Source organism: Salinigranum halophilum, from assembly GCF_007004735.1.
Taxonomy (GTDB): domain Archaea; phylum Halobacteriota; class Halobacteria; order Halobacteriales; family Haloferacaceae; genus Salinigranum; species Salinigranum halophilum.
Window position 1 is genome coordinate 551219 of sequence record NZ_SSNL01000003.1, and the last position, 22038, is coordinate 573256.

The following is a 22038-nucleotide window of genomic DNA, read 5'->3' on the forward strand; positions in this document are numbered from 1 at the left end:
GTTAGTCGCGCGTTCCGGCGAGCAGGACGACGACGGCAGCGAGGGCGATTAGCATCCCCGTTCCGGTCCCTCCGAAGTTGAGTGAGAAACCACCGACACCAGCAGCAGTCTGCTGGCTCTCGTAGTAGTCACGGAGTTCACGGAGTTCGTCAAGCTGCTCAGTGATGTTTGAGGTGTTGGTTGTGGTGTAGTCTCGAACCTCCATTTCGGTCGCATCCATCGACTCACCAGTTTGGGCATTAGTGGTAGAGACGATGGTGAACGGATTTGAGACGTGCATGAAGCGGTCAGCTTCAAGAGCCGAACCGGACTGGGTATCCTCAATAGAGGAGACCGTCATGTACACCTGCCCGCCGAGGTTCGCCGGGTCGTAGGTCGAGGAGTTGTTGAACACCTGACCGTCAGAGCCGGTGTAGAACAACGTCCCAGTGACAGTGACGTTCTGCGTCTCAGTGGTTCCGTCAGTTTCGTTGACGACAGTGCGAGTCGTCTCGATGACGTGGGAAGCGTTGGTGTCCCCGTCGAGGCCCATAGCAGCGAGTTGGGCGTTCGAGAAACCGTAGTACCCCGTCGAGTCGTAGTCAGTAGCAGCTTGCGAGCCGATAGTTGTCGGGCTCATCGAAGCGAGGTCGGTTTCGTTGATGTCACCAGCGGCGTAGGCAGCGAACAGGTCGTCAGCGAACACAGCAACGTTGTCCTTGACCTGCGTGCTGGCAGTCTGCGCAGCGGTGAATCGGGCGTTGTAGTCGTTGTTAGCATGGAGGACGTTCTCGACTTCGCCCTCGTCCGTGACGACGTCGGTTCGGCCGTCAGTGCCGTCACCGACGTTTGTCCACCACGTCCGAATCGTGTCGTTTTCGAACTCACTCTCTTGGACGGGCTGGCTGTCGGCCTGAGCGATGTGCTGGTACGGGTAGAGAGCAGTGCCCTCCTCGGAGCCGTCTCTGGCAAGCGCGCGAGCATACTTCCGAGAGCCGTTGACGAGTTCCGTTTCAGCGCCAATCTCGCGGAACGACGAGTTCACCTCGTAGGTGCTGGCACCGGACTCGAAGTGAACCGAGACGTTCGGGACGCTGTCGAGATAGAGGAGGTGGGACGCGCGAGCATTCCAGTCCTCGATGAGGTTAGACTGTTGGAGAGCGTAGTAGTCCTCAACAGTCTGGTTTGCAGCCGTCTTCGCCTCAGCGACAGACGAGCCGTTGTTCAGTTCGTTGATAAGCGTGAGCTTCGCCTTCATCCACGCGACAGAACGGGAGTCTTGAGCGAGGTTTTCACGAGCCGCCGTGGTCGAATCAACGCCGGATTGCATGGACAGCGCAGCCGACTTAGCGTCGACGGCGGTTGTGTTGTCGGTGTCTCCGTCAAGAACCTCTTGGCAGAGGACAGACTGCCCAAGCTGGATTCCTATCGATGTTTCGACAACATCCGTCAGATACGCATCGAACTGGCATTGTTCAGTGACTCCAGCCTCAGCGGACCCAACCGGAGAGACCGGGCCACCCACGCCGGAGAGCGCGGTGGTCGTCACGACCAGCGCGACCACCGCGACCGTCGCCACGCGCTTCGTCGTCGTTGAGGAGACGACGCGGTCGACGGTCGGGATGTGTGCGCGGAACGCGACCAGACCGAGCAGCAGTGCGAGCCCGACGAAGAGGCCGGCGGCCGGGACGAGACCCTGACCAATAGCCGCGCCTTGGTGGGTGGTTGGTTTGACTTGACCCGAGACGACGGGATGCAGGAGCGAGCCACCGACTAACGCCGAGGAGATGCAACCAACCGACAGGAGCCGGTTATGCAGTCGCATCTGAATCACTCAGCCCAGGAGATGTATATCGTCGCGGCGCTCAGTCCGAGCGAGCTGAAGAACGACGCGATGTCGGAGCTGTTGATGAAATCAGCGACAGGCGGGATGAGGATGTACGCGGGCACCAGAGCGAACATGACGACGATGACGCCGTACTCCCACTGCTCGTAGTTCGAGCCGTCGAGTTCGTTCGTGGCGACGATCCACGTGATACCGAGGACCGTGATGAGTGCCGCCCAGGAGAGTTCGACTCCCGAACCGGACCAGATGAGGTCGGTGAAATTGAAGCCGCCGAAGACGTCGACTCCGAGGGTGATGGTTCCGAGTGCAATCGCGCCCATGAAGGGGACGAGAATCAATGCACCGAGGTCGATTTCGTCGATGTTCTGTTGCATGTCGACGTTTCGGCCGCCACCCGGGACCCTGTAAAACTAAGCAATGAGTAGGTTCTCCTATAGGAGAAAGTCACTGGTGGAAACTGTTAAGTAAGATAGGGTGGGCGGGGTTGTCGGATGTTCAGAAAACTCCGCGATCACGACGGTACTCCGCTCGTCGCGCTCAACAAGGGAGACCTCCAGATTGACGGCGTCCTCGACGACGAGGGCGCACTGCCGATTGACCAGCAGGTACACGTTCAGCGGCTCGGTGACGGGAACGCGTATCTGGTACGGCTCGTTGACGACGGGAAGGTTCCCGACCTTGTCGACGCGCTCCAGCCGCTTGTGAGGGACGAGTGATGCTGCAAGCGTCTGGAGAGGGTTTCTCGAATCCGACCCCGTGGGGTTCGACTCAGATGTATGCAACATCCTCGATGTATGCACCCCTTCGCTTCCAGTCGAACGGTCAGGTGCATAAAATCGGGGCTGGTGCCCGGGGTGATCAGCGCGGTCGCGCCATGGGCGTGGGCTGGGTAGATGAAGAACCAACGCTCAGTCAGCTCAGAACCACGCGCTCGCACCCCCGGTGCATACCTTCATTCATATGACGAAGCGAACGAGTCTGAAACTCACTGACGACCGGCAGCTACTGTTGGACCGTGCGACCGAGATTGTGGCCGAGGGACCGGACGACGACCCGCCGATGTCGGTCGTGCTCGACGCCGCGCTCACGCACTTGGTGGAATCGCGCGAGAATCTGGAGGCCGTTCGGGACCGCTACCCGCCGCAGGAAGTAAAGGACTGCTGTAACACGTCCGTTCTCGGGCTCCGGTATCGGACGAGTATCGAAAGTCGGTGGCGTTGAGTGTCGGCTGGCCCATAGTTTGAAACTACAAATTTCAAATACTAACTCTATCTTCGAGAAATCGCATAAGGAGACACACGTCAGGCTCAATCACTATTCCAGTAGACCGGAATCACTTTTGCAATTATCCTTCGTACACAATGATTAATTATCAAACACCGTCTTTATATGGAGTATGATATAGCAGCTTTCAGGACTGCAGTGCTTTGATTCTCTTTGCTGTGGCCGGACCAATTCCATCTATCTCTTGTAGTTCCTCAATGTCTGCAGCGATTACGTCCGATACACTACCATACACTTCTTTTAGCCTCCCTTCGATAGTGGATCCAATATCTGGCAAATCTTGGAAACTGAAGGTTTCTCCTCTTTCTTCGATTAAATCTGGCATATCTTTATACTCCCCGTACAGGTCAACCACAGCGTCTCTAAATTTATGTCGCGTCGTTTTTCGAAACTGTAGACCAAAGGGGTCCTCGTTCTTCCCGCCAGAAACCAGTTCATACTCTCCTGTAATTGATAGGTCAAATGCGTTCCGCCCTTTCTCCTTAAACCTCAAGGTAATCTCTACACCTCGAGCTCGCTCCGTATTTTCACAGTAGATTTTTGCTGAGTCAAAATAGAACCCATTCTCAATACACTTTTCAACAATCTTGTTCTCACGTACGCTCTGTCCCGTGAGTGCAAGTTCCTTGATATTTGATAGATGATTGTCAACCAAATCTTCGAACTCCCCGGTAGAATCTAATTCATCACTCTCATCGGGGTCTTCATCCTGACGGACTCCAAGATGGCTGACGTTTCTGAGATCCCAATTCCCTGGATTGTATGTTAAGAAATCGTCAAAGAAGTCTACTCTATCCTCTAGTGACGGAATTGCGTCTAGACTTATATCTGCACGACTTACTGAGGATTCACCACTGATTTGCCGCCTCCGGTCCCATTCCCCGAATAAATTCTTCGCGGCAGTAAACTCGTCCGCATTAAAAAACGAGTGATCTACCCGAAAAATATTATCTTCGTTGGTATTTTTTATTTTGAATGAGGTCGTCCGGTTCCTGGCATCCATCAAGTTTCGATTATTCTCTTTCCGGTGGGTATAGCTTATTTCTACCCTGACAGCATTTTCGCTCCGCTTTGTGTCAGAAATAGTTAAATTAGAGTCGTTGTCAAACACCTCCGCGTCTTGTTTTCTGCGCTTGAGATCGCCTTCGATTTCGTCAAGTGATGCCAGAGACTCCACGACAAATGCTGTTGACTTTTCATTTCGGTTCCGCGCGGATAACTTTCGCTTTAGGCGTATCAGACTATCAATGTCGTAGAGTAAGTGGCTACCCACCTTGGCCACATCTGAATCAGACCCTGTGTGTACAAAGAAGCCCATCTCTTCTTTCAGAAATTCTTGGGATTCCTTTCGGCTTAACTTATTTTTAAGAACAACCTCCAAGTCCTTGACTGATGGATACTCCTCGATAATCTGTTGTCTCATTGGTTTCCTCCAATTAGTCTGTCCGCGTAGTTATCGTACTGCACCGAGGGTAATACATAGAAGTTGAAATTTGGATTCTCCTCATCATCTGGCACAATATTATTCCTGAACTGTCTCTTAGCCGCGTCAATATCTTGCATATCACGATCAACATCCGGATCGTGATATATTCGAACCTCGTTGACGTTGAGGAGATTATACAGCACAAGGGACTGGAAAACCACCTCTAATGCTTCAACAGTCATATCCCCATAGTGAAAGACAACCAATATCTCCTCGTGTCCGGTCACCTCTCCGTCAATCGTTCTTGGCTTCTCAACCTTTGCAAATATCAAATCGGAAACTATCGACTCAAGAGCTAACGACTCCGTCTTGTCTGGAAACGGTTTATCAAGCATAGATGGATAATAAAAGTATATCTTTGTAGCCTCGTGGTCGAATTCATTCTTCAAATCAGAGAATTGTTTGGAAGTTCTCGCAAGTCTATTCAACTTTTTATTTCCTAAAATCGCAATCTCATAAGTCCCTCTCTCTTTCCGGTGAATCCCTACATCAGAGACGTAACTAACAAAATCTTCATCATAGTAATCGTCAGGTGCCCACACACTAATGACACCTGCGTTATGATTTCTTGGTACACCGAAATTCAATCGTTGTTCGAACACGTCCGACTCGGGAGCACACTCAATTGTTCCCAATGTTTGGGTCATAAAATTCCTCAGTGACGTCCTATTAACTGACTCCCAGTTTCGAATTTTTGACTCTACAAAAACCCCACGTTCAAGTTCACGGAATGGGTCTTTATACTGGAAATATGCGTCTACCCCGTGGTCGTTCTGCCGATCACTGTGGATTCCGGATGAACACGGGATGTCAACGTTCTCCTTTCCCTGTTGTATCCAGCCGAGTTCACCCAGCACCGCAATAATCCGTTTGTTTGCTCTCTCCCCTCTTTCAGGCTCATCCTCGGGCATTTATGACATCCCCTCAGAACCGCTGATAGTCTTCTTTATAACGTCCATGACTGATGAATATTCACCCAAATCATTGTAAATCAAAACAGAACCGCTGTCATACAATCCAATTGTGACATTATCGCTTGACTTCCCGATTCGAACACCGATATAAGATATATTCCCTTGATATTCAGAAACTAGTTTTTCACCTACGTTCTGATTATCAATATTAACTTGAAAATCTCCAGATATGGAGTCTGCTATCTCATAGTTGGATATCTTTATTGAGGTGATTTCGGTGCGATAGTCCAATTGGATTGCGTCTAATACCTTCTTTGGGGACATGTTTATTGTCTCTACTGAAATCCCCCAGCTCGATAACTGCCCCAATTTGCTTGACACACTACTAGATCTTTTTTTATCAGCTAACACCTCAAGTATGTTGTACCGCGTATCTATCCGGAATGGAACCGTCTCGACTGTTTGTATTTCTTCATCGACAACTGAGCCGGAATCGTCATCATATACCTGCCTAACTTCGGGTCGAGTTACCAGAAGGTAAGCAGATACCAAAGAGGGCTCTACTTCATCAATACTGAATCCATAAGCATCTCCTTTATTATATGTATTTTCTTTGATTAGACCAACCAGGTCAGATATGGATGTTTTATCAAGATATATTCGCCTCATGTTACTCGCAAATGGTGGTGATTCCATCGTTCTGACAACTCCATTATTATGCCGTATACAAGAAGCTACCTCACGATAGAAATCGCCGAGCGCTGATCCCCTCGGCAGCAGAAACAGAGTTGTTCCGACAGAAGGCTACGGGGTTTGAATTCACCCAAACCCAGCCCACCAACCCGGCCTCACCTTATCCGGTGGCCGCATCCCTGGTGTCGGACGATCTAAATCAGCGTCAACCTCGCCCTCTAGATACAGCATTCCCCACGCCGAGATCTCGAACATCTCCACGTCGGGCTCGTCGAGAAACGGCTCAATCAGGCCAGCTTCACACAACACCTGGCACCGCTCGTGAACCCGAGTCTCCGAACCACCCACGCGAGGGTCCCGAGCCATCTGTGACGGCCACGAGAGGCCCTCCCGCGCGAGCTTTTCGAGAATTCGGTCGTCGAGCAGTTGCATCCACTGACCGGTTCGTCGTATCTTGTCCATCTGGGTTACGCTGAAGCAGCTCCGTTCTCTTCGCTCGTATCCTGCAACTCGTCGGCGTCGACCTCGCCGTCCAGGTACTCCTCTCCGATTTCGGTGATGACGTACACCCCGTTCCCGAGGTGATTGAGCATCCCGTGTTCGGCGAGCTTCTTGAGCCGGCGAGAAACGTGTTGGGGCGACACCCGGATATACTTGCTCTCAGCCAGTTCTGTTGGAGATCCCGAACCCTCCCGTTGTATTATCTCCAGAATCCGGTCGTCCCAGATAGTCATCCATGTTCCCGAACGGCGCATTGATTGCGTGAATACACGATGGGAACCTAATTGTCGTGCTTCACCTGTTTAGGTTAGATATACCACTATAAGTTCAGTCATAACCTATATGTGATAAGGCTCCAATTCGGTGAATACGGGACCGAGTGAGATACCGTAGGCTATTGTCGATAAAGTAGGTCCCGCGGGCGTCGCTGGTACCGACGTCCGCGGGTGGTCCCGCCCAGAACGATGAGCGAAACTAGCAACGCGGGGGTTAGGCCCCGCACAGAGTCGGATGTAGCGCTCTCTCAAAAGAACCCCGGACCGGACTCCTGCGAAGTCTGTAGCGACCGAGACGCCGCAGGCCTCGACGCGCGGACGAACCAGCACGTCTGTCGACCGTGTGCGCGACTCCGCGCGGACGGTGGGCTCGACTTCGAAGGGCTGGCTGTCCTGGAGCGCCAGGCAGACGCGCTGGAGCGGCTCGCTGACGAGATGGAGTATCAGAACGCGGTGCTCGCTGAACTCGCGCACGCGGTTCACCAGGTGGCTGTGAACGCCGACGAGCACGCATATCCTGACGAGAAGCGCAGTCGCGTCCCGTCGTACCGTGGGCTCCACGGTCGAATCGACGACCAGCGATTCACTCGTGAAGAGGGGTACAGATGAGCAGCCTCGACCCGCTCGAACCCGAGGCTGCGGTTGACCTCTATCTGGACCACCGGCGTGATGAGGTGAGCGAAGAGACGCTTTCCTCGCACCGCTACCGACTCGGTGCGTTCGTCGACTGGTGTGAGGAGGAAGGAATCTACAATATGAACGATGTCTCAGGGCGTGACCTCCACGCATATCGGGTCTATCGTCGCACCGAGCACGAGCTCCGACCCATGACCCTCCAGGGACAGCTCTCGACGCTCCGTGTGTTCCTCCGGTTCTGTGCCTCTATCGACGCCGTCGAAGACGACACAGCGTCGAAGGTACTCCTGCCGACCGTCCGCGGGGAGGACCAGGCCCGTGAGACGCTCCTCGCCGAGGACCGCGCCGAGGAAATCCTCGAGTATCTCCAGAAGTTCCACTACGGCAGTCGCGCGCACGTCCTGTTCTGCCTGTTCTGGTACACTGGAATGCGCACGGGTGGTGCGCGGGCGATCGACCTTGACGACTACGACTCAGACGACAACGCGATCGAGCTGGTCCACCGCCCCGAAGAGGACACACCGCTGAAGAACGGGACCGGTGGTGAACGATTCATCGCGCTCTCTCCGGGTCTGACGGAGATTCTCGATGACTACATCACGGGACCCAGAATCGACATCGAGGACGAGTACGGCCGTGAACCACTGCTGACGACCACACGTGGTCGGCCGGCGACGGGAACGATTCGGGATATCGTCTACCACTGGACTCGTCCGTGCTACATTGGTCGGGAGTGTCCGCACGACCGCGACCCAGACGAGTGTGATGCGGCGAATGGCGGAGCCCCGACTGGGTGTCCTTCGGTTCGTTCCCCGCACGACATCCGCTCCGGCGCGATCACGTCACACCTGCTCGAAGACGTCCCGGTCGAAGTCGTCAGCGACCGGATGGACGTCAGTCAGGACGTCCTGGATCGTCACTACGACCGACGCACCGAGCGCGAGAAAATGGAACAGCGCCGGGAGTACCTCTGGGACTAACACGATGTTCGATTTCACACCCTCACGGCTAGGGCTCCACGCATATTCTCAAATCCTGCACCCGCGTTGGCCCACCTCCAAAACGGACGGTCTCTGGCCGTCCGAGATGGGTGGGGAACAACTCCCCAGCCACCTAACTTCGTTCCTGATTCCTCGAGTGAGTGCTGTACGTCGTCGGTTCCCACGGCCGAACGAGTGACACCGGCGAACACGTAGTATCTTCCCCATCCCGTCTCCGACCCGTACGGATGTCGCTCAGTTCACGCTAGTGAGAGAACCCGCCCACGCCGCTCCGCCTCTGAGTAAGTCTACTTGTATTAGGTAAATTCTTATTGTTCTTGTGCATGGGACGGGACATGAGCACGATACGTACGCTCCTCGTCGTGTCACTCGTCGTCGTGGCGCTACTCCCAGTCGGCGTCGTTCCCGCAGGTGCCAGCGAGCACTGCACGTTTCCGGTGACATCGACCGACGCGACGGGGACCGCGGTGACCGTGAGCGAGCGGCCCGACGAGATAGTCACACTCGGTCCGAGCGCCGCCCAGACCCTCTACGAGATCGACGCGTGGGACCGCGTGGTCGGCGTCACGGACAACGCCGACTACCTCGCGGGCGCGGACGAAAAGACACAGATCGGCAACCCGTACTTCGAGACGTCGGCCGTGACCGAACGAACCATCGCGGCACAGCCGGATCTCGTCCTCGTCCCGAACGCCTACCGCTTCTCGGTCCAGGTCGACACGCTTCGGCAGGCGGGGGTGACCGTCTACGTCTTCGACCGCGCCACCGATATCGACGACGTCGTCGAGAAGACGCGGCTCATCGGCGACCTCGTCGGCTCCTGTGAATCGGCGGACGAGACTGCGGACACGATGGAGACGCAACTCGACACCGTCCGCGACGCCCTCCGAGACGAGGAGAAGCCGACGGGCCTGTACTACTTTTTCGGCTTCACCGCCGGTTCGGACACGTTCGTCGACGAGATACTGACCACTGCGGGCGTCGAGAACATGGCGGCCACGGGCGGGGCGAACGCGACCCAGTCGAGCGGCTACTTCCTCGCGAGCCCCGAGACGGTCGTCGCCGAGGACCCACAGTGGTTCGTCCTCAACGGCGACGAGTATAGCGAGGCGCGCGTTCCCGCCGGGCCGAACGGCGCGTTCACCGAGACGACGGCGTACGAGCAGGGGAACGCCGTCGTCCTCGACGCGAACGAGGTCTCACAGCCCGCCCCCCGGGTGATGAACGCGCTCTTGGACGTCGTCCAGGCGGTCCACCCTGACGCGTACGAGGAGGAGATTCGCGACCGACTCGACCGCTCTGACGACCTCGGCGGCGCGAAACAGGTCCGGAGTTCGACGGCCGCTGACGGCACCGTCCGACTTGAGGCGCGGAATCTGGGGCGCGACAGACAGGTGAGCTTCGCCGTGCCGCCTCGGGAGAACGCCACGGCGCGACTGCACCACCTGAACGTCTCGCTCTCGACGCTGAACCCCTCCTTCACCGCCGATATCCGGTATCTCGCTAACGAGACCGGGCCCACGGGCCTCAACGGGACGTACGCGTTCTCGCGGTTCTCCCTGAACACGAACGGACTCCCCGACGAGGACGTCGCGCGACTCCGCTTCCGGTTCAGCGTGAACGACTCCGCACTGGCTGTGCGGAACGCTTCCGCCGAGAACGTCACGCTGTACCGTCACGACGGGACTACCTGGAGCGCGCTCGACACGCGCGTGGTCGACGAGACGAACGACACCGTCGTCTTCGAGGCGACGTCGCCCGGGGCGTCGACGTTCGTCATCGGGGTCCCAGAGACCGACGCGGCACAGGCGGTCACCGCGACGCCGACGCCCGAACCGACGCCCACGCCGACGAGCACATCACCGACGCCAGCGCCGGAGACACCCACAACGATGGAGACCTCGCCGACAGCTGACCCGTCGACGACGGACACCAGCGCGCCCGGGTTCGGCATCGCTGTCGTCGCCGTCGCTCTCCTTCTCGCTGTATTACTCAGTCGCGCACGCGTGCGTGAGGAGTAAAACCCGAGAGCGACCGACTCGAATTCGGGAGTGACTGAATCGAGAACGGTTTTACCTCGGGCGACCGCCCTTCCGAGCAGATGCGTCGTCGTCACCTCCTCCTCGCGTCGCTTTCGGCGGTCACGGGCTGTACGACGGCGGGATACCGTCCGACAGGGCCGCGCACCCCACCTCCGGCACCTGAGACGGACGTCCCGTCGTCCGCCTCGGACCCCACAGACCCCACAGAGCGGCGTGCGCAGGCGGTCATCCGGCGACTCAACGAGCTGTATCGGCTTCTCCGGGCACCCCTCGGTAGCTTCGATGTCGAGGACGTCACGCCCGAGACGCTCGAGACGGCCGAGGCGTCGCTCGCTCGCGCCCGGGAGGCGCTCGCCTCGTTCTCCGACGTGGTCGTCGACGCTCCCCCTCGGTATCGGTCGCTCCCCGTACTCGTGACCGCCCACGAGCGCCTGCTCGACGGACTGGCCGGCGCTGTCGAGTGCTGGTCGGCGCTGTCCGGGCTCGAGGGCGAAAGCGTCACCGCCGATGTGTTCGAGCGTGCCCACGCCGCACAGCAGACACTCGTCGCCGCCGCCGCCGGCCTGCGTGAGACCGTCGAACAGCAGCCGACGGTCCCCGCCGCGGTGTTTCTCACTGTCGAGCGTCTGCGTGACTTCGCGACGGCGTTCGAGACGCAGTCGATGGCGGCGGCTCGGCTGGTGGATGCGAGCGAGCGACTCGCCCGGGGGACCGGCGACTGGCGAACCGCACGCGCGGCCCTCGAACGTGACGCGTTCCAGCCGGCCCGGACGGGGTTCGACGACGCCCGAACTCACTACCGCACAGCGGCGGAGACACTGGACAGTATCGAGGATGCAGCGGGCTCGTTCGCGGACCTCGTCGAGACTCGCTCGTGTGTCGCCACCGCGGGTGTCGAGGCGACGGGGACGGGGCTCGATGCCGTCGATGCGGCCGTCGCAGGCGATGTCGCGCGCGCCGAACGGCTCCTCGAACGGGCCGAAACGACCCGGAATCGCTGTGTGCGGTGAGTGGATCGCCCGCGAGACCCCTCCGAGGGGCGAAACGACGTCTGACACAAGAGCTTTATCCGATGACCAAAACCGCACGACAGCGACGCATTTGACAGCTGTTCTCACGACGGGCGAATCACACAAAACTTATTACAGAACCGGACTGCCAATGCCATGTACCCCTACCCATGGTGGCAACACCGAGTATCGCCGCTCACCCGAACGGTGGCCGGCCGAGAAAGTTGCTGTCGCCGACTGCAATCCAATCAAACCATGACAGATAACAACAATAAGGTCCGCGCTGTTGTACTCGCAGCGCTGATGGTCTTCTCCGTCTTCGCGGGGTCCATCGCGTTCGCGGGTACGGCGGCTGCGGTCGCCACTGACGTCAGCAACGCTAGTGTTGCTGACGTTCAGACTGGGTCCGCCGGTACGACTCAGTCCGTTACGTTCGACGTAACGCTTGAAGACGACACAGAGGATAACATTACAATCAGCTACGGTACTGGCGCCATCACTGGCGTTACGGCGTCCGACGTCGGGTCCATTGACGTAACAGCCACCTCGGACGCGGATGACGAGGTCGTTGTCAATGTCGCCGACAACACTGCTGACGGTACGCCTGCAACGGAAACCATCACGGTGACCGTGACGCACGACCTCAGCAGCGGTGTCACGGCATCCGGCATCAACGTCGACTTCTCCGACGATGCTGGTGACGACACTGCCTCGGACACTTTCAGCATCACGTCCGATCGCGCACCGGGTGACCCCGCAACGGTCTACCTCGGTGAGGAAGACGTCGACCTGACGGCCCTGCCCGGCGTCGACGCCGGCAGCGCCGCGACGTTCACCGGCGAGTCCGGTGACGCCGACGGTTCGACGGCCAGCGTCGGCAACGGTGCCTTCGCTGACATCACCGAAGCGAACAACTTCCAGGCTGGCGGCTACGACTCGCCCGGCGCGACGGGCGACGCCGACCGCGAGCTCTTCGTTATCGAGCCCCAGGTCACCGACCTGACGATCTACTCCGGTGCCGGCACGGACGGCGCTGACGTCACGGACGGTTCCATCGTCTCTGACGAGGACGTCATCACCGTCGAGTCCGAGTGGAACTTCGACACGGCTGAAGGCGTCGAAGTCACCATCGAGGACGAGGACGGCCTCGAGGTTCAGTCGCAGCTGACCTCGAACACCGGCTCTCTCGTCATCGGTACCTCGGGCGAGAACGTTGAACTCTCCGGTGTCGACGAGCTCGACACGGGCGAGTACACGGTCACGGTCGAGGGTGAGGACGACCTCGACGGTGCGTCGCGCAGCGCGACGTTCACCATCCGCGACGAGGCCCAGTCCATCTCGCTGAGCCAGTCGACCGTCACCCAGGGCGACACGGCCGTCGCCACGGTCACCGGCACGCCCGGTGAGTACGGTCTCGTCCGCATCTCGGCTGACGACCTCGACGACCTCGACGCGACCGACGCGTCCGCCGAGGACGTCTTCGCCAGCACTGGCGACGTCGAAGACCGCCGCGGCACGGACGCGCTCACCACCGACGACGAATACGTCGGTGCTATCGTTGACCTCGACGACGAGGGTGAAGCGCAGGTCCGCATCCGCAGCGAGTTCCTCGACACCACGACCGTCGACGTTGAGTTCGTCGAACTCGACGCACCGAACACTGACGACGCTAACGTCGAAGCAGGGTTCGATGCCGGCGAGGACGACTCCGCCGAGCTGACGGTCGAAGAACAGTCGATCAACATCACGTCCGCCCCGAGCGTCGTCCGCATCGGTGAGGAGTTCACCATCGAGGGAACTGCTCCCGAGTCCGACGACGTGAAGGCGTACGCCCGCATCGACCAGAACTACGTCCCGCTCGTTGACGAGGACGACGACCTCTCCGAGGACGACGTCGACTCGAACGGCGAGTTCTCGGTCGAGATTGACTCCGGTAGCGAGATCAGCCTGCCTGACTCGTACCGCATCGCGATCGTCGCCGACCCTGTCGACGACGATGGCACGGACTACCTGACGGACACCGACGAGATCAGCTCGGACGTCTACAGCGAGTTCGACACGAAGGCGACGACGACAGTCCGCACCGTCGAGGGTGACCTCACGGCGCAGCTCTCGTCGAGCAACATCGCCGCAGACGTCGGTGACGAGGTCACGCTGTCGGGCAGCGCGCTCGGCCAGGGTGACGCAGTCCGCGTCTACCTCATCGGTCCGCGCGGTAACTTCCTCGACGCCAGCGGTAACTCGCAGGCAGCCGAGTCGATCGACATCGACGAGGAAGAGTTCGACGAGGACTACGACGCCTTCACGCGCCGTGGTCAGTACACGTTCATCGTCGTCGGCCAGGGCCGCGACGGTGACTACGCGTCCGACATCGGCTTCGGTGGCGACGCGCTCCGTTCGGACCTGACGCCGCAGCAGGCAGTCGAAATCATCAACGACGAGTACACGGGCGCCGGTGTCGATGACCAGATCATCGAGCTGACGCTCTCCGCAGAGAACCCGTCGCTGACCATCGACGACTTCACCACGGACGGGCAGGTCGCCCAGGGTGAGGTCACGATCTCGGGTACCTCGAACCGTGAGGACGGCACGACCGTCTTCATCGAGGTCCTCGGCGAGAACGAGAACGTCATCGCCTCGGACGAGGCTGAGGTCAACGGTTCGACCGGCGAATGGTCGACCACGATCGACATGTCTGACGTCGAAACCGGCACGTACACGCTGCGCGCCGATGACGACGAGGCATCCGCCTCGCTCGAGTTCGAGCTCGTTGGCGACGTGAGCACCCCGACTGAGGAGCCCACGCCGACCGAGGAGCCCACGGAAGAGCCGACTGAGGAGATGACCGAGGAGCCCACCGAGGCACCCTCGGACGGCACTGAGGAGCCCACGGAAGAGCCGACTGAGACCTCCACGTCGACGCCCGGCTTCGGCGTCATCGTGGCCCTCGTCGCGCTCATCGCCGCGGCACTCCTCGCCTTCCGCCGCGACTAAGTAACCACGACTGACCGGCGATACCGGTCACCGCGGTCCGCCACACGGCGGTTTCATTTTTTGCGACACTCGCCCGACGAGTGACGACACCGTCGCACCGCGCTCGCGTGGGTGCGTCCGCGTGGTGACGACTCGGGTGTGTCCCGAGGACACCGACCGGTTCCGCACCACTTATGCAACTGTAGTTGTCCTATAACAACCAATGTTGCCCACACGTTCAGGACGGTCGATAGCTCTGATCACGCCCGGTTCAGCACCTGCACACGCGGCTGGGCAGACATGACGAGGAGTCACAGCAGCGTGGTCGCCATCGTCTTCGTCCTCGTGGTAGCGACGGTCGGAGCCGCTGGTGTCCCGGCCCCCGTGAGCGCCGCGGCGACGGGCGTCTCCGCGACGGCTGTCACGCCGTCGACGGTGACTGTCGGGGACGCGACGACCCTCTCGTTCTCGGCGACTGTCGAGGGCGTCGACACCAGCGACGGGACGAGCGGGGCGAGCGTCACTCTCTCGTTCCCCGACACCGTCGACCTCGGCGGTGCGACGGTGACGAACGTCGTCGTCGGTCCCAACGCCACGAGCGCCGCGGGAACCGTCGACACCGACGCGGGGACGGTCACCGTCACCTGGGACGACGACACGGGTGTCTCCGACGAGCGCCTCTCGCTCCAGGTGGACGTCGTTGACGCCGTCGTCACCCGGACGGGCGAATCGGCACTCAGTGTCGACGTCGACGCTGACGCTGCCAGCGGTGCGGAACTGACGGTCGCCGTCGACCCCGTCACCGCCGTGGCTCCGAACAGTGACCGGAGCGTCTCCGAGACGCCCGCGACGGTGTATCTCGGCGAGCAGGACGTCGACGTGACCAGGCTCGACGGCGTGGCACCCGGGGGCAGCTCACAGCAGTTTTACGGAGCCAACGGGAACGCCGAGGGAACCACCGCCCGGACCGCGGACACGCTCGCGGTGGACGTGACCGCCGCGAACGGGTTCGTGACCGGGGGCTACGCGTCCTCGCCGGCCGGGGACACGGTGTTGTCCGTCGTTAACCCGCGTGTGACGGACGTCGCACTGTCTCCGGGGGCGACTTCGTCGAGCGTCGACGTCGCCGACGGCTCGATTCCCCGAGACACCACACAACTGACCGTCTCCGCCGACTACAACTTCGCCGCCGCGGAGAACCTGACCGTCACTGTCGAGGACGAGGACGGGCTGGACGTCACGCCTCAGCTCACCGACGCGCCGACCATCACGACGACAGGGGGGAGCGTGACACTGGACGTCTCGAGACTCGACGCCGGAAGCTACAACGTGACGGTGGAGGGGGCCGACGACCTCGACAACGCCTCCCGGACGGTCTCGGTCCGCCTCCGTGACGCGGAGAAGGTCCTGTCGCTCTCGAAGACACGCGTCACTCGCGGTGAGAGCAGCATCGTCTCGATCGCCGGGGCACCCGGCGACGTCAGGTACGTCCGCGTCGACGCGGAGGCGTTGCGCGAGGAGACGGTGGTCAACACGCCGACGGCACGCGCCGTCTTCGACGACACCGAAGCCATCCAGACGATCGGTGCCGACGCCGACGCGGGTGTCGTGTACGCCGTCGTCACCCTCGACGACGACGGGCTCGCCGACGTCCGGCTTCAGACCGAGCCGTTCGCCGTCGGGTCCGTCGACGTCGAACTCACGACCGGACTCGACGGTCCCGTCGAGGACGACGCCACACTGGAAGTCACCGACCGGGCGTTGACGGTCGACGCGCTTCCGACGACGGCCGTCGGCGAGTCCGTCACCGTCTCCGGAACCGCCGCAGAGAGCGACCGGGTCAAGCTGTACGCCGCCGTCGGAGGGTCGTACCGTCCGCTGTACGAGACGGACGGGCTCGCCGAGGTGGACGTCGACAGCGACGGAACGTGGGAGGTCGACGTCGACACCTCGCGTGTCGTCGACATCCCCGGGGCCTACCGCGTCGTCGCCGTCGGCGACGCCGACACCATGGGGTCGACGGCGTCGGTCGACAGCGAGACGCTCCGTGGGTTCGACGTGCGGGGGTCCGCCTCGCTGACCACCGTCGAGGGTGGCCTCTCGCTCGACTCGTCGCGAGACACTATCGCCGCGACCGGGACGGACGAGTTCACCCTCTCCGGGACGGCCGCCGGTCAGTCGGACCGACTCCGACTCTACCACGTCGGGCCGCGAGGCGAAGCGGACCTGACGCTCGTCGACGAACGCGACGGCGCGTTCGAAACGGAGGTCTCCGGGGTCGACACGCGCGGGACGCACACGTATGTCGTTGTCGGAGCGGGTCGCGACGGACAGTACGCACACGCGCCCGACGAGCCGACCGTCGACGCACTCCTCTCGGGGCGCGAGACACCCACCGCGGCCGTCGAGATAATCCGCGACGCCTACACGGGGGCGGGAGTGGACGACCGGGTCGCCGTCGTGGCGGTACAGGCTGTCGACGAGGGACTCACGATATCGACGCCCGGGGCGCAGGTCGCGCCGACGGCGGTCGCCGTCACCGGACAGTCGACGAACGAGGACGGCTCGACGGTGGTCGTCGAACTCAGCGGGGCGAACGTGACCCGGTTCGCCGAGGCGTCGGTGACGAACGGGACGTGGAACGCGACGCTCGACCTCAGCGACGTCCCGACGGGCACGTACCAGCTCTCCGCGGAGACCGCGACGGTCCGCGAGTCACGTCGGCTGACGGTCACCACGACGGGTGGTGCGTCGTCGACGTCGGGCTCCACGGCCACACCGAGCGAGGAGGTGGCGGAGACGACTGCCACGGACACGCCGTCGGATGCACAACCGACCGGGACGACCGAGCCCGTCGAGCCGACCGGCACGGCGGGCGGGCAGTCGACGACGGACACTCAGCTCCCCGGGTTCGGCGGGGGCAGCGTCCTGGGGGCACTCACGCTCGTCATCGCCGCGCTCGTCGCACTGACCCGACGCGCGACGGAGTGAGGTCGGCGGCGGTCAACCGACTGGCTGGGCCGTGGCGGTGACGTTGCCCGCGTCGGTCTCGAGCGTCACCTCGTACTGACTCGTCGGGCCGACGAACCAGCGTTGGCCGCCGCTCGTCCGTCCGACGCGTTCGCCGTCGACGTAGACGGTGCCGTCGACGGGCGCTCCGGTCGCCGTCTCCTGTGCGACGACCTGCACCGGGCCACCGCCGAAGCTCTGGTTCACTCGGAGCGTCGTCCCGTTCGCTTCCGCGGCGGTCGGTTGGCCGGTCGGCATCCGGCTCAGCGACTTGTACTGGATCTCGCTGAAGACGTTCTGGGTGCTCCCGTCGAGGTAGCTCGTCAGCTGGCCGTGGGTGTGGTCGACGTTGATCCGGTAGAAGCCGTTCTCGAAGTTGGTGTAGGTCCGCACCGAGGAGGTGTCGCCCGTCCACGCCCACGGGTACAGCGCCCCGATGCGGTCGATGACTTCGTTCTCCGTGGCGAAGCCGTCTGAGGTGGTCGAGTCGATGTTCGACGGGTCGTTCGCCTCCCTGATGTAGGTGTTTCCGCGGATGGTGGCCAGCGCGACCGCCTCGCCGGCGACGGAGACGTGAATGCGGGTGGACGCCGCCTCGCCGCGGAAGACCGCACGCGCGTGTTCACGGACGGGACCGCGAAGCGTCGCCAGTTCGACCTGCAGGGACTGGAGACGGGTCTCTGTCGCTGAGAGGAACTGCACCTGTGAGACCTCGTCTTGGAGCAGTGCGACGAGCTGTTCTGCCTGCCGGGCCTCGGCGTCGACGGCCGCGAGCGTCCGAAGGAGGTCACTGACGGAGATGTCACCGCGTTCGTACTGGGCGAGTGCCTGTCGCTCGGTGCGTTCGAGCGCTTCGACCTCCGCGGCGAGACGCTCGGTCTCCTGTCGGAGCACCTGCCGACGCCGGTCGACCGTCGAGGCGTCCCTGAGGCGTTCACGGACGATTCGCTCCCGGAGTTGGATGCCGACGGCACCGTGAGTCGCGCTGACTGCTGGTGCGAGGTCCATCGTCGACTGGGCGTACCCCGACGTGGGCTCGCCGGTCAGGAGCAGGACGCTCGTGGTGTTCTGCCCGGCGATGGGCTGGACCTGTGCGGTCTGCTGGAGTGGCTCCGCCCCGCCAGTGTCCGTGGCGCCGACGAGCGGGGTCGACACCGGGAGGGCGGCGACGACGACGAGGAGGGCACAGAGTGTGCTGAGGGACCGACGCATACTCTCTGTACGACGCCGTCCCGGCGTAAATCTAGTGGTTCATCACCCGAGACGAACGGTCGTGACTCTCTGTCTCCCGACTGTGCCCGCACCTTCACGCGCCGCGGTGCGGTTCCCGAGAATCACGCGCGAAAACCTGCCCACAAAGGACTTACCACCCCATCGACTGAACCACACATGCACCCCTCCCGTGGCCTCGTCGTTGCCGTCTGTGCCACGCTCCTCGTGAGTGTGCTGTCCGTCGCGACGGTTCCGCTCGCCGCGGCCGCACCCGGAACCGGCTTCGGGGTCGACGCCTACGAACAGCAGGCGGGTGACGTCGTCGCGCTCGACCTGTCGGTTCCGAGCGGGTCGACCGTGACGCTCGCGGTCGCCGGGCCGGCCTACGACGTCGAAGCGACCGTCGTCGACGTCGACAGCGACGGGTTCGTCGTCGTCCGGTTGAACACGTTCGCGGCCGGGTGGCGGTCGACGGAACGAGTCGCCTACGAAGCCACCGGCGCAGACCGCGTCGCACACGTCGTCCGTGCGTCCCCGAGACGCGCGGTGCCGCTCGCGACGGGACCGTACGCTCTCGAACTGCGCGGACCCATCGCGGACCGCGCCCGACTCGACCTCGAGGCGGCCACGTTCGAGGCGGCCGTTCCGCGCGTGGCCCCACGCGACGCACATCCCGCCGACTCGGCGGACGTCGCGGCCCTCTCGCCCCCGAACGGGACGGTCGCCGAGGGCGACTGGGCGGTCGTGACGTTCCACGCGAGCGGGCTGGGCGGCGTCGCCCGCCTCGACGAGGCTCCGGTGACGAACCTCGTCTACGCGACAGAGAGCGCCGCGAACGCGGAGTCGACACACATCGTTCGACACACCCTCGCGGCGAACGGGTCGCTGTCGGCGCTCACACTGGATTACGACGCGGGCGACGGTGGGATTCCGGACGGTCTGGCCGGCGTCTCACGAGCGACCCTCGACGTCGGCTACGACCGCGACGGCGACGGCGCTGTGGACGTCGACCTCACGTCCGCCGTCTCGCACGTGACGCTCCCTCGCGCGGGACAGGTCCTGGTCTCGTTCGCCGACGCGCCGCCAGCGGTCGCCGGTGACACGCTCGTCGTCCGACTGCCGGTGACCAACCCCGACGGACGTGGTGGCGACGCCGTCGCACTCACCGTCGACGGACGGCGCACGAACGGAACCCTCGAGTACGGCCTCGCCGGCAGCGGCGCGCTCGGGAACGGGCTCGACCTCCGACTCACGCCCGTCGCGCCCGACGGTCGCGTCGGCGCGGCCCGAGCGGTGTCGCCCGCGGTCCACGAGGTGTTCGTCGACGACACCCGCGACACGCTCTCGGTGGTGTTCGACACCGCGGTCCTCGACCGTGGCACGTACGCGGCGACGCTCGCGCTGACCCCGTCGAACCCGCGTGTGAGCACGCCACAGATGCTCACGACCACGTTCAGCGTCGTCGAGCGACTGGTCACCCTCGACCGACCGGCGCCGTCGTTCGTCGTCGACGGCTCGAGGGTGCCCGTCCAGGTGGACACGACGCTCGCGCCCGGGAGCGAACTCACCCTGCACGTCTCCTCGGGGTCGACACCGGGGGTCCTGCAGGTGTACGTGCTGACGGTCGGGCCGGACCGGACCGCGTCCGTCGACGTCACGCTCACCGACCGACTCGTGGGCGCGGAGGTCCGGGTCGTCCTCCGTGACGACGGCCACGTCGTCGCCGGGCCACACGTCGGGCGACCCGTGTGACTCTTCGCGCCGAGACTGTCTCCCGACCTATCAATTAACTCAATTCCGTATAACAGTAGTATTATATGGAATGCTCACATACGGTGTGGTGATGCCCGAAATCACCGTCTCAGACAGCCTCTACAGACAGCTCATCGACGCGTCCGCTGGTGAGGAACTCGACCAGACGATGTGGCGGATGGTACACAAGTACCAGCGCGGCAACAGCCCGGGCGAGTAGCGCTGTCGACTTGCGGTCCCCGTTCTCCCGTCCCTGTTCTCGGTAGCGTCGACACAGCGGGAACCAGCGGTCTGTTCGACTCGCCCGGTGACCAGGTCGCCGCTTCGGCACCACGCCGCGCTCACGGGAGGAACCCGGTCACTCCGAGGCTCTCGGCGACAAGCCAGCAGACGAAGAGCAGGTAGAGCCCGAGCAGGACGTACGACTCGCGCGTCGTCAACAGCATGTCGGTGCGGAGGATGGCGAAGAAGGCGATCGAGGCGAAGATGAGGAACGCCATCATCGGGACGACGCTCGCGAGGTCGACCGTGACCACGCCCGCGGCGAGCACGCCGGCCGGGAGCGCGACGAGGAGCGCGAAGACGTTCGAGCCGAAGACGTTCGCGAGGCTCATCGAGGCGTTGCCGACGCGCGCGGCCGCGACGGACACGAACGTGTCGGGGATGGACGTCCCGGCCGCGACGACGGTCAGTCCCCAGAGGAACGTGGAGGTCCCGAACAGTTCGCCGAAGCCGACCGCCGCGCGAACCAGGAGGTCGGCACCGACCAGGATGGTGAGGAGCGCTCCCCCCAGAATCGCCCACTGGCGGCCGACGTCGACCTGCGTCCGCGTCGCGGTCCGGCGGTAGTCGACGCTGTCGTGGTACTGGATGAACACGTACAGCCCGTAGAGTGTGAGCGGAAGCAGCGCGAGCAGCCAGGTCAACTGCCCGTCGAGCCGCGCGTCGGTCGCGTCGACGGGGTAGTACAGCACGGCCAGCGTGAACGCCAGCAGCAACACCGCGAGCGAGAGGAGGTAAAACTGCGCCTCCTTGTAGACGAGGTCACGGTTCGAGGCGAGCTGGCCCTCGCCGGCGAGCGCCGACACCGCGGGGATGACGAGGATGTTGTACACCGCCGAACCGATGACCGCGCCGACGCCGATCTCGAACGCCCCGTACCGCAGGGTCGCGATGACGGTGCTCGACAGTTCGGGGAACGACGAGCCGACGGCGGCGATGACCGCCCCCTGGACGACCGGCGGGAGGCCGTAGTGGCCGCCGAGCCGCTCGGAGGCGTTGACCAGGTAGTCGCCGCCCTTCCACGCGAGCGCGGTTCCGGCGACGGTGAACGCGATCAGGAGCGGGAGACTCGGCACAGACGCTTCGAGGGCTGGCGGTTTCAAAAACCCGCCTATGTCCCGTCCCGGTGGCGACACCGGCGCC

The 22038-nt window shown here is 62.2% G+C and carries 19 protein-coding genes and 1 pseudogene; 11 read left to right on the forward strand and 9 right to left on the reverse strand.

The window, feature by feature from the left end:
* Nucleotide 1 precedes the first annotated feature (1 nt).
* Both E6N53_RS07435 and E6N53_RS07440 read right to left on the reverse strand, forming a co-directional pair.
* The gene (locus E6N53_RS07435; RefSeq protein ID WP_142858104.1) at nt 2-1813 is read right to left on the reverse strand and encodes an Env/VP5 family phage fusion protein; all 1812 of its coding nucleotides are present in this window, start codon (nt 1811-1813) and stop codon (nt 2-4) included.
* Entirely contained in the window at nt 1810-2199 is a 390-nt protein-coding gene (locus E6N53_RS07440) for a DUF8023 family protein (RefSeq protein WP_142858106.1), read from the reverse strand. Before E6N53_RS07440 ends, E6N53_RS07435 begins: the two co-directional genes overlap by 4 nt.
* Before the next feature lie 117 nt (nt 2200-2316).
* Here E6N53_RS07440 and E6N53_RS07445 point away from each other — a divergent pair, with 117 nt between their 5' ends.
* Complete coding sequence (locus E6N53_RS07445; protein ID WP_142858108.1) at nt 2317-2541, forward strand: DUF8053 family protein; 225 nt, start codon at nt 2317-2319, stop codon at nt 2539-2541.
* A gap of 244 nt (nt 2542-2785) precedes the next feature.
* On the forward strand, nt 2786-3046 hold the full coding sequence (locus E6N53_RS07450) for a DUF7386 family protein (RefSeq protein ID WP_142858110.1): 261 nt from the start codon (nt 2786-2788) through the stop codon (nt 3044-3046).
* 190 nt (nt 3047-3236) lie between these two features.
* Here the strand turns inward: E6N53_RS07450 and E6N53_RS07455 are convergent, their stop codons facing one another.
* The 5 genes from E6N53_RS07455 to E6N53_RS07475 all read right to left on the reverse strand — a co-directional run bounded on the left by E6N53_RS07455 (nt 3237) and on the right by E6N53_RS07475 (nt 6957).
* Nucleotides 3237-4532 (reverse strand): helix-hairpin-helix domain-containing protein, encoded by a 1296-nt coding sequence (locus E6N53_RS07455; RefSeq protein ID WP_142858112.1) that lies wholly within the window; start codon nt 4530-4532, stop codon nt 3237-3239.
* The gene (locus E6N53_RS07460) at nt 4529-5506 is read right to left on the reverse strand and encodes a PD-(D/E)XK nuclease domain-containing protein (protein ID WP_142858114.1); all 978 of its coding nucleotides are present in this window, start codon (nt 5504-5506) and stop codon (nt 4529-4531) included. The genes E6N53_RS07455 and E6N53_RS07460 overlap by 4 nt, the downstream gene beginning before the upstream one ends.
* The gene (locus E6N53_RS07465) at nt 5507-6205 is read right to left on the reverse strand and encodes a hypothetical protein (protein WP_142858116.1); all 699 of its coding nucleotides are present in this window, start codon (nt 6203-6205) and stop codon (nt 5507-5509) included. It abuts the gene before it with no gap.
* A gap of 123 nt (nt 6206-6328) precedes the next feature.
* The gene (locus E6N53_RS07470; protein WP_236642315.1) at nt 6329-6634 is read right to left on the reverse strand and encodes a helix-turn-helix domain-containing protein; all 306 of its coding nucleotides are present in this window, start codon (nt 6632-6634) and stop codon (nt 6329-6331) included.
* A 35-nt stretch (nt 6635-6669) separates the two neighbouring features.
* On the reverse strand, nt 6670-6957 hold the full coding sequence (locus tag E6N53_RS07475) for a helix-turn-helix domain-containing protein (protein ID WP_142858118.1): 288 nt from the start codon (nt 6955-6957) through the stop codon (nt 6670-6672).
* A gap of 210 nt (nt 6958-7167) precedes the next feature.
* Here E6N53_RS07475 and E6N53_RS07480 point away from each other — a divergent pair, with 210 nt between their 5' ends.
* The 7 genes and pseudogenes from E6N53_RS07480 (at nt 7168) to E6N53_RS07505 (ending at nt 17631) form a co-directional block, all read left to right on the forward strand.
* Entirely contained in the window at nt 7168-7587 is a 420-nt protein-coding gene (locus E6N53_RS07480; protein WP_142858120.1) for a hypothetical protein, read from the forward strand.
* A complete protein-coding gene (locus tag E6N53_RS07485; protein WP_142858122.1) occupies nt 7584-8594 on the forward strand; it encodes a tyrosine-type recombinase/integrase in 1011 nt (336 codons plus the stop codon). The genes E6N53_RS07480 and E6N53_RS07485 overlap by 4 nt, the downstream gene beginning before the upstream one ends.
* 356 nt (nt 8595-8950) lie before the next feature.
* Nucleotides 8951-10636, forward strand: a complete 1686-nt coding sequence (locus tag E6N53_RS07490) for an ABC transporter substrate-binding protein (RefSeq protein WP_161596524.1) — start codon at nt 8951-8953, stop codon at nt 10634-10636.
* Between the two features lie 80 nt (nt 10637-10716).
* The gene (locus tag E6N53_RS07495) at nt 10717-11667 is read left to right on the forward strand and encodes a hypothetical protein (RefSeq protein WP_142858126.1); all 951 of its coding nucleotides are present in this window, start codon (nt 10717-10719) and stop codon (nt 11665-11667) included.
* Between the two features lie 255 nt (nt 11668-11922).
* Nucleotides 11923-12015, forward strand: a pseudogene (locus tag E6N53_RS21610) (surface glycoprotein); the annotation flags it as partial.
* A 282-nt stretch (nt 12016-12297) separates the two neighbouring features.
* On the forward strand, nt 12298-14661 hold the full coding sequence (locus E6N53_RS07500) for a PGF-CTERM sorting domain-containing protein (RefSeq protein ID WP_236642317.1): 2364 nt from the start codon (nt 12298-12300) through the stop codon (nt 14659-14661).
* 279 nt (nt 14662-14940) lie between these two features.
* On the forward strand, nt 14941-17631 hold the full coding sequence (locus E6N53_RS07505) for a beta strand repeat-containing protein (protein WP_142858130.1): 2691 nt from the start codon (nt 14941-14943) through the stop codon (nt 17629-17631).
* A 12-nt stretch (nt 17632-17643) separates the two neighbouring features.
* Here the strand turns inward: E6N53_RS07505 and E6N53_RS07510 are convergent, their stop codons facing one another.
* Nucleotides 17644-18861 carry a DUF7096 domain-containing protein gene (locus tag E6N53_RS07510; RefSeq protein WP_142858132.1) on the reverse strand — a complete coding sequence of 406 codons (1218 nt, stop codon included), beginning with the start codon at nt 18859-18861 and terminating at the stop codon, nt 17644-17646.
* Nucleotides 18862-19038: 177 nt separating this feature from the next.
* Between E6N53_RS07510 and E6N53_RS07515 the strand changes: the two genes are divergently transcribed.
* Both E6N53_RS07515 and E6N53_RS21435 read left to right on the forward strand, forming a co-directional pair.
* A complete protein-coding gene (locus E6N53_RS07515) occupies nt 19039-20613 on the forward strand; it encodes a DUF7827 domain-containing protein (RefSeq protein ID WP_142858134.1) in 1575 nt (524 codons plus the stop codon).
* Between the two features lie 91 nt (nt 20614-20704).
* Nucleotides 20705-20833, forward strand: a complete 129-nt coding sequence (locus tag E6N53_RS21435) for a hypothetical protein (RefSeq protein ID WP_268951689.1) — start codon at nt 20705-20707, stop codon at nt 20831-20833.
* 121 nt (nt 20834-20954) lie between these two features.
* Here E6N53_RS21435 and E6N53_RS07520 read toward each other — a convergent pair whose 3' ends face one another.
* Nucleotides 20955-21971 carry a sodium:calcium antiporter gene (locus E6N53_RS07520; protein ID WP_136589456.1) on the reverse strand — a complete coding sequence of 339 codons (1017 nt, stop codon included), beginning with the start codon at nt 21969-21971 and terminating at the stop codon, nt 20955-20957.
* Nucleotides 21972-22038 lie beyond the last annotated feature (67 nt).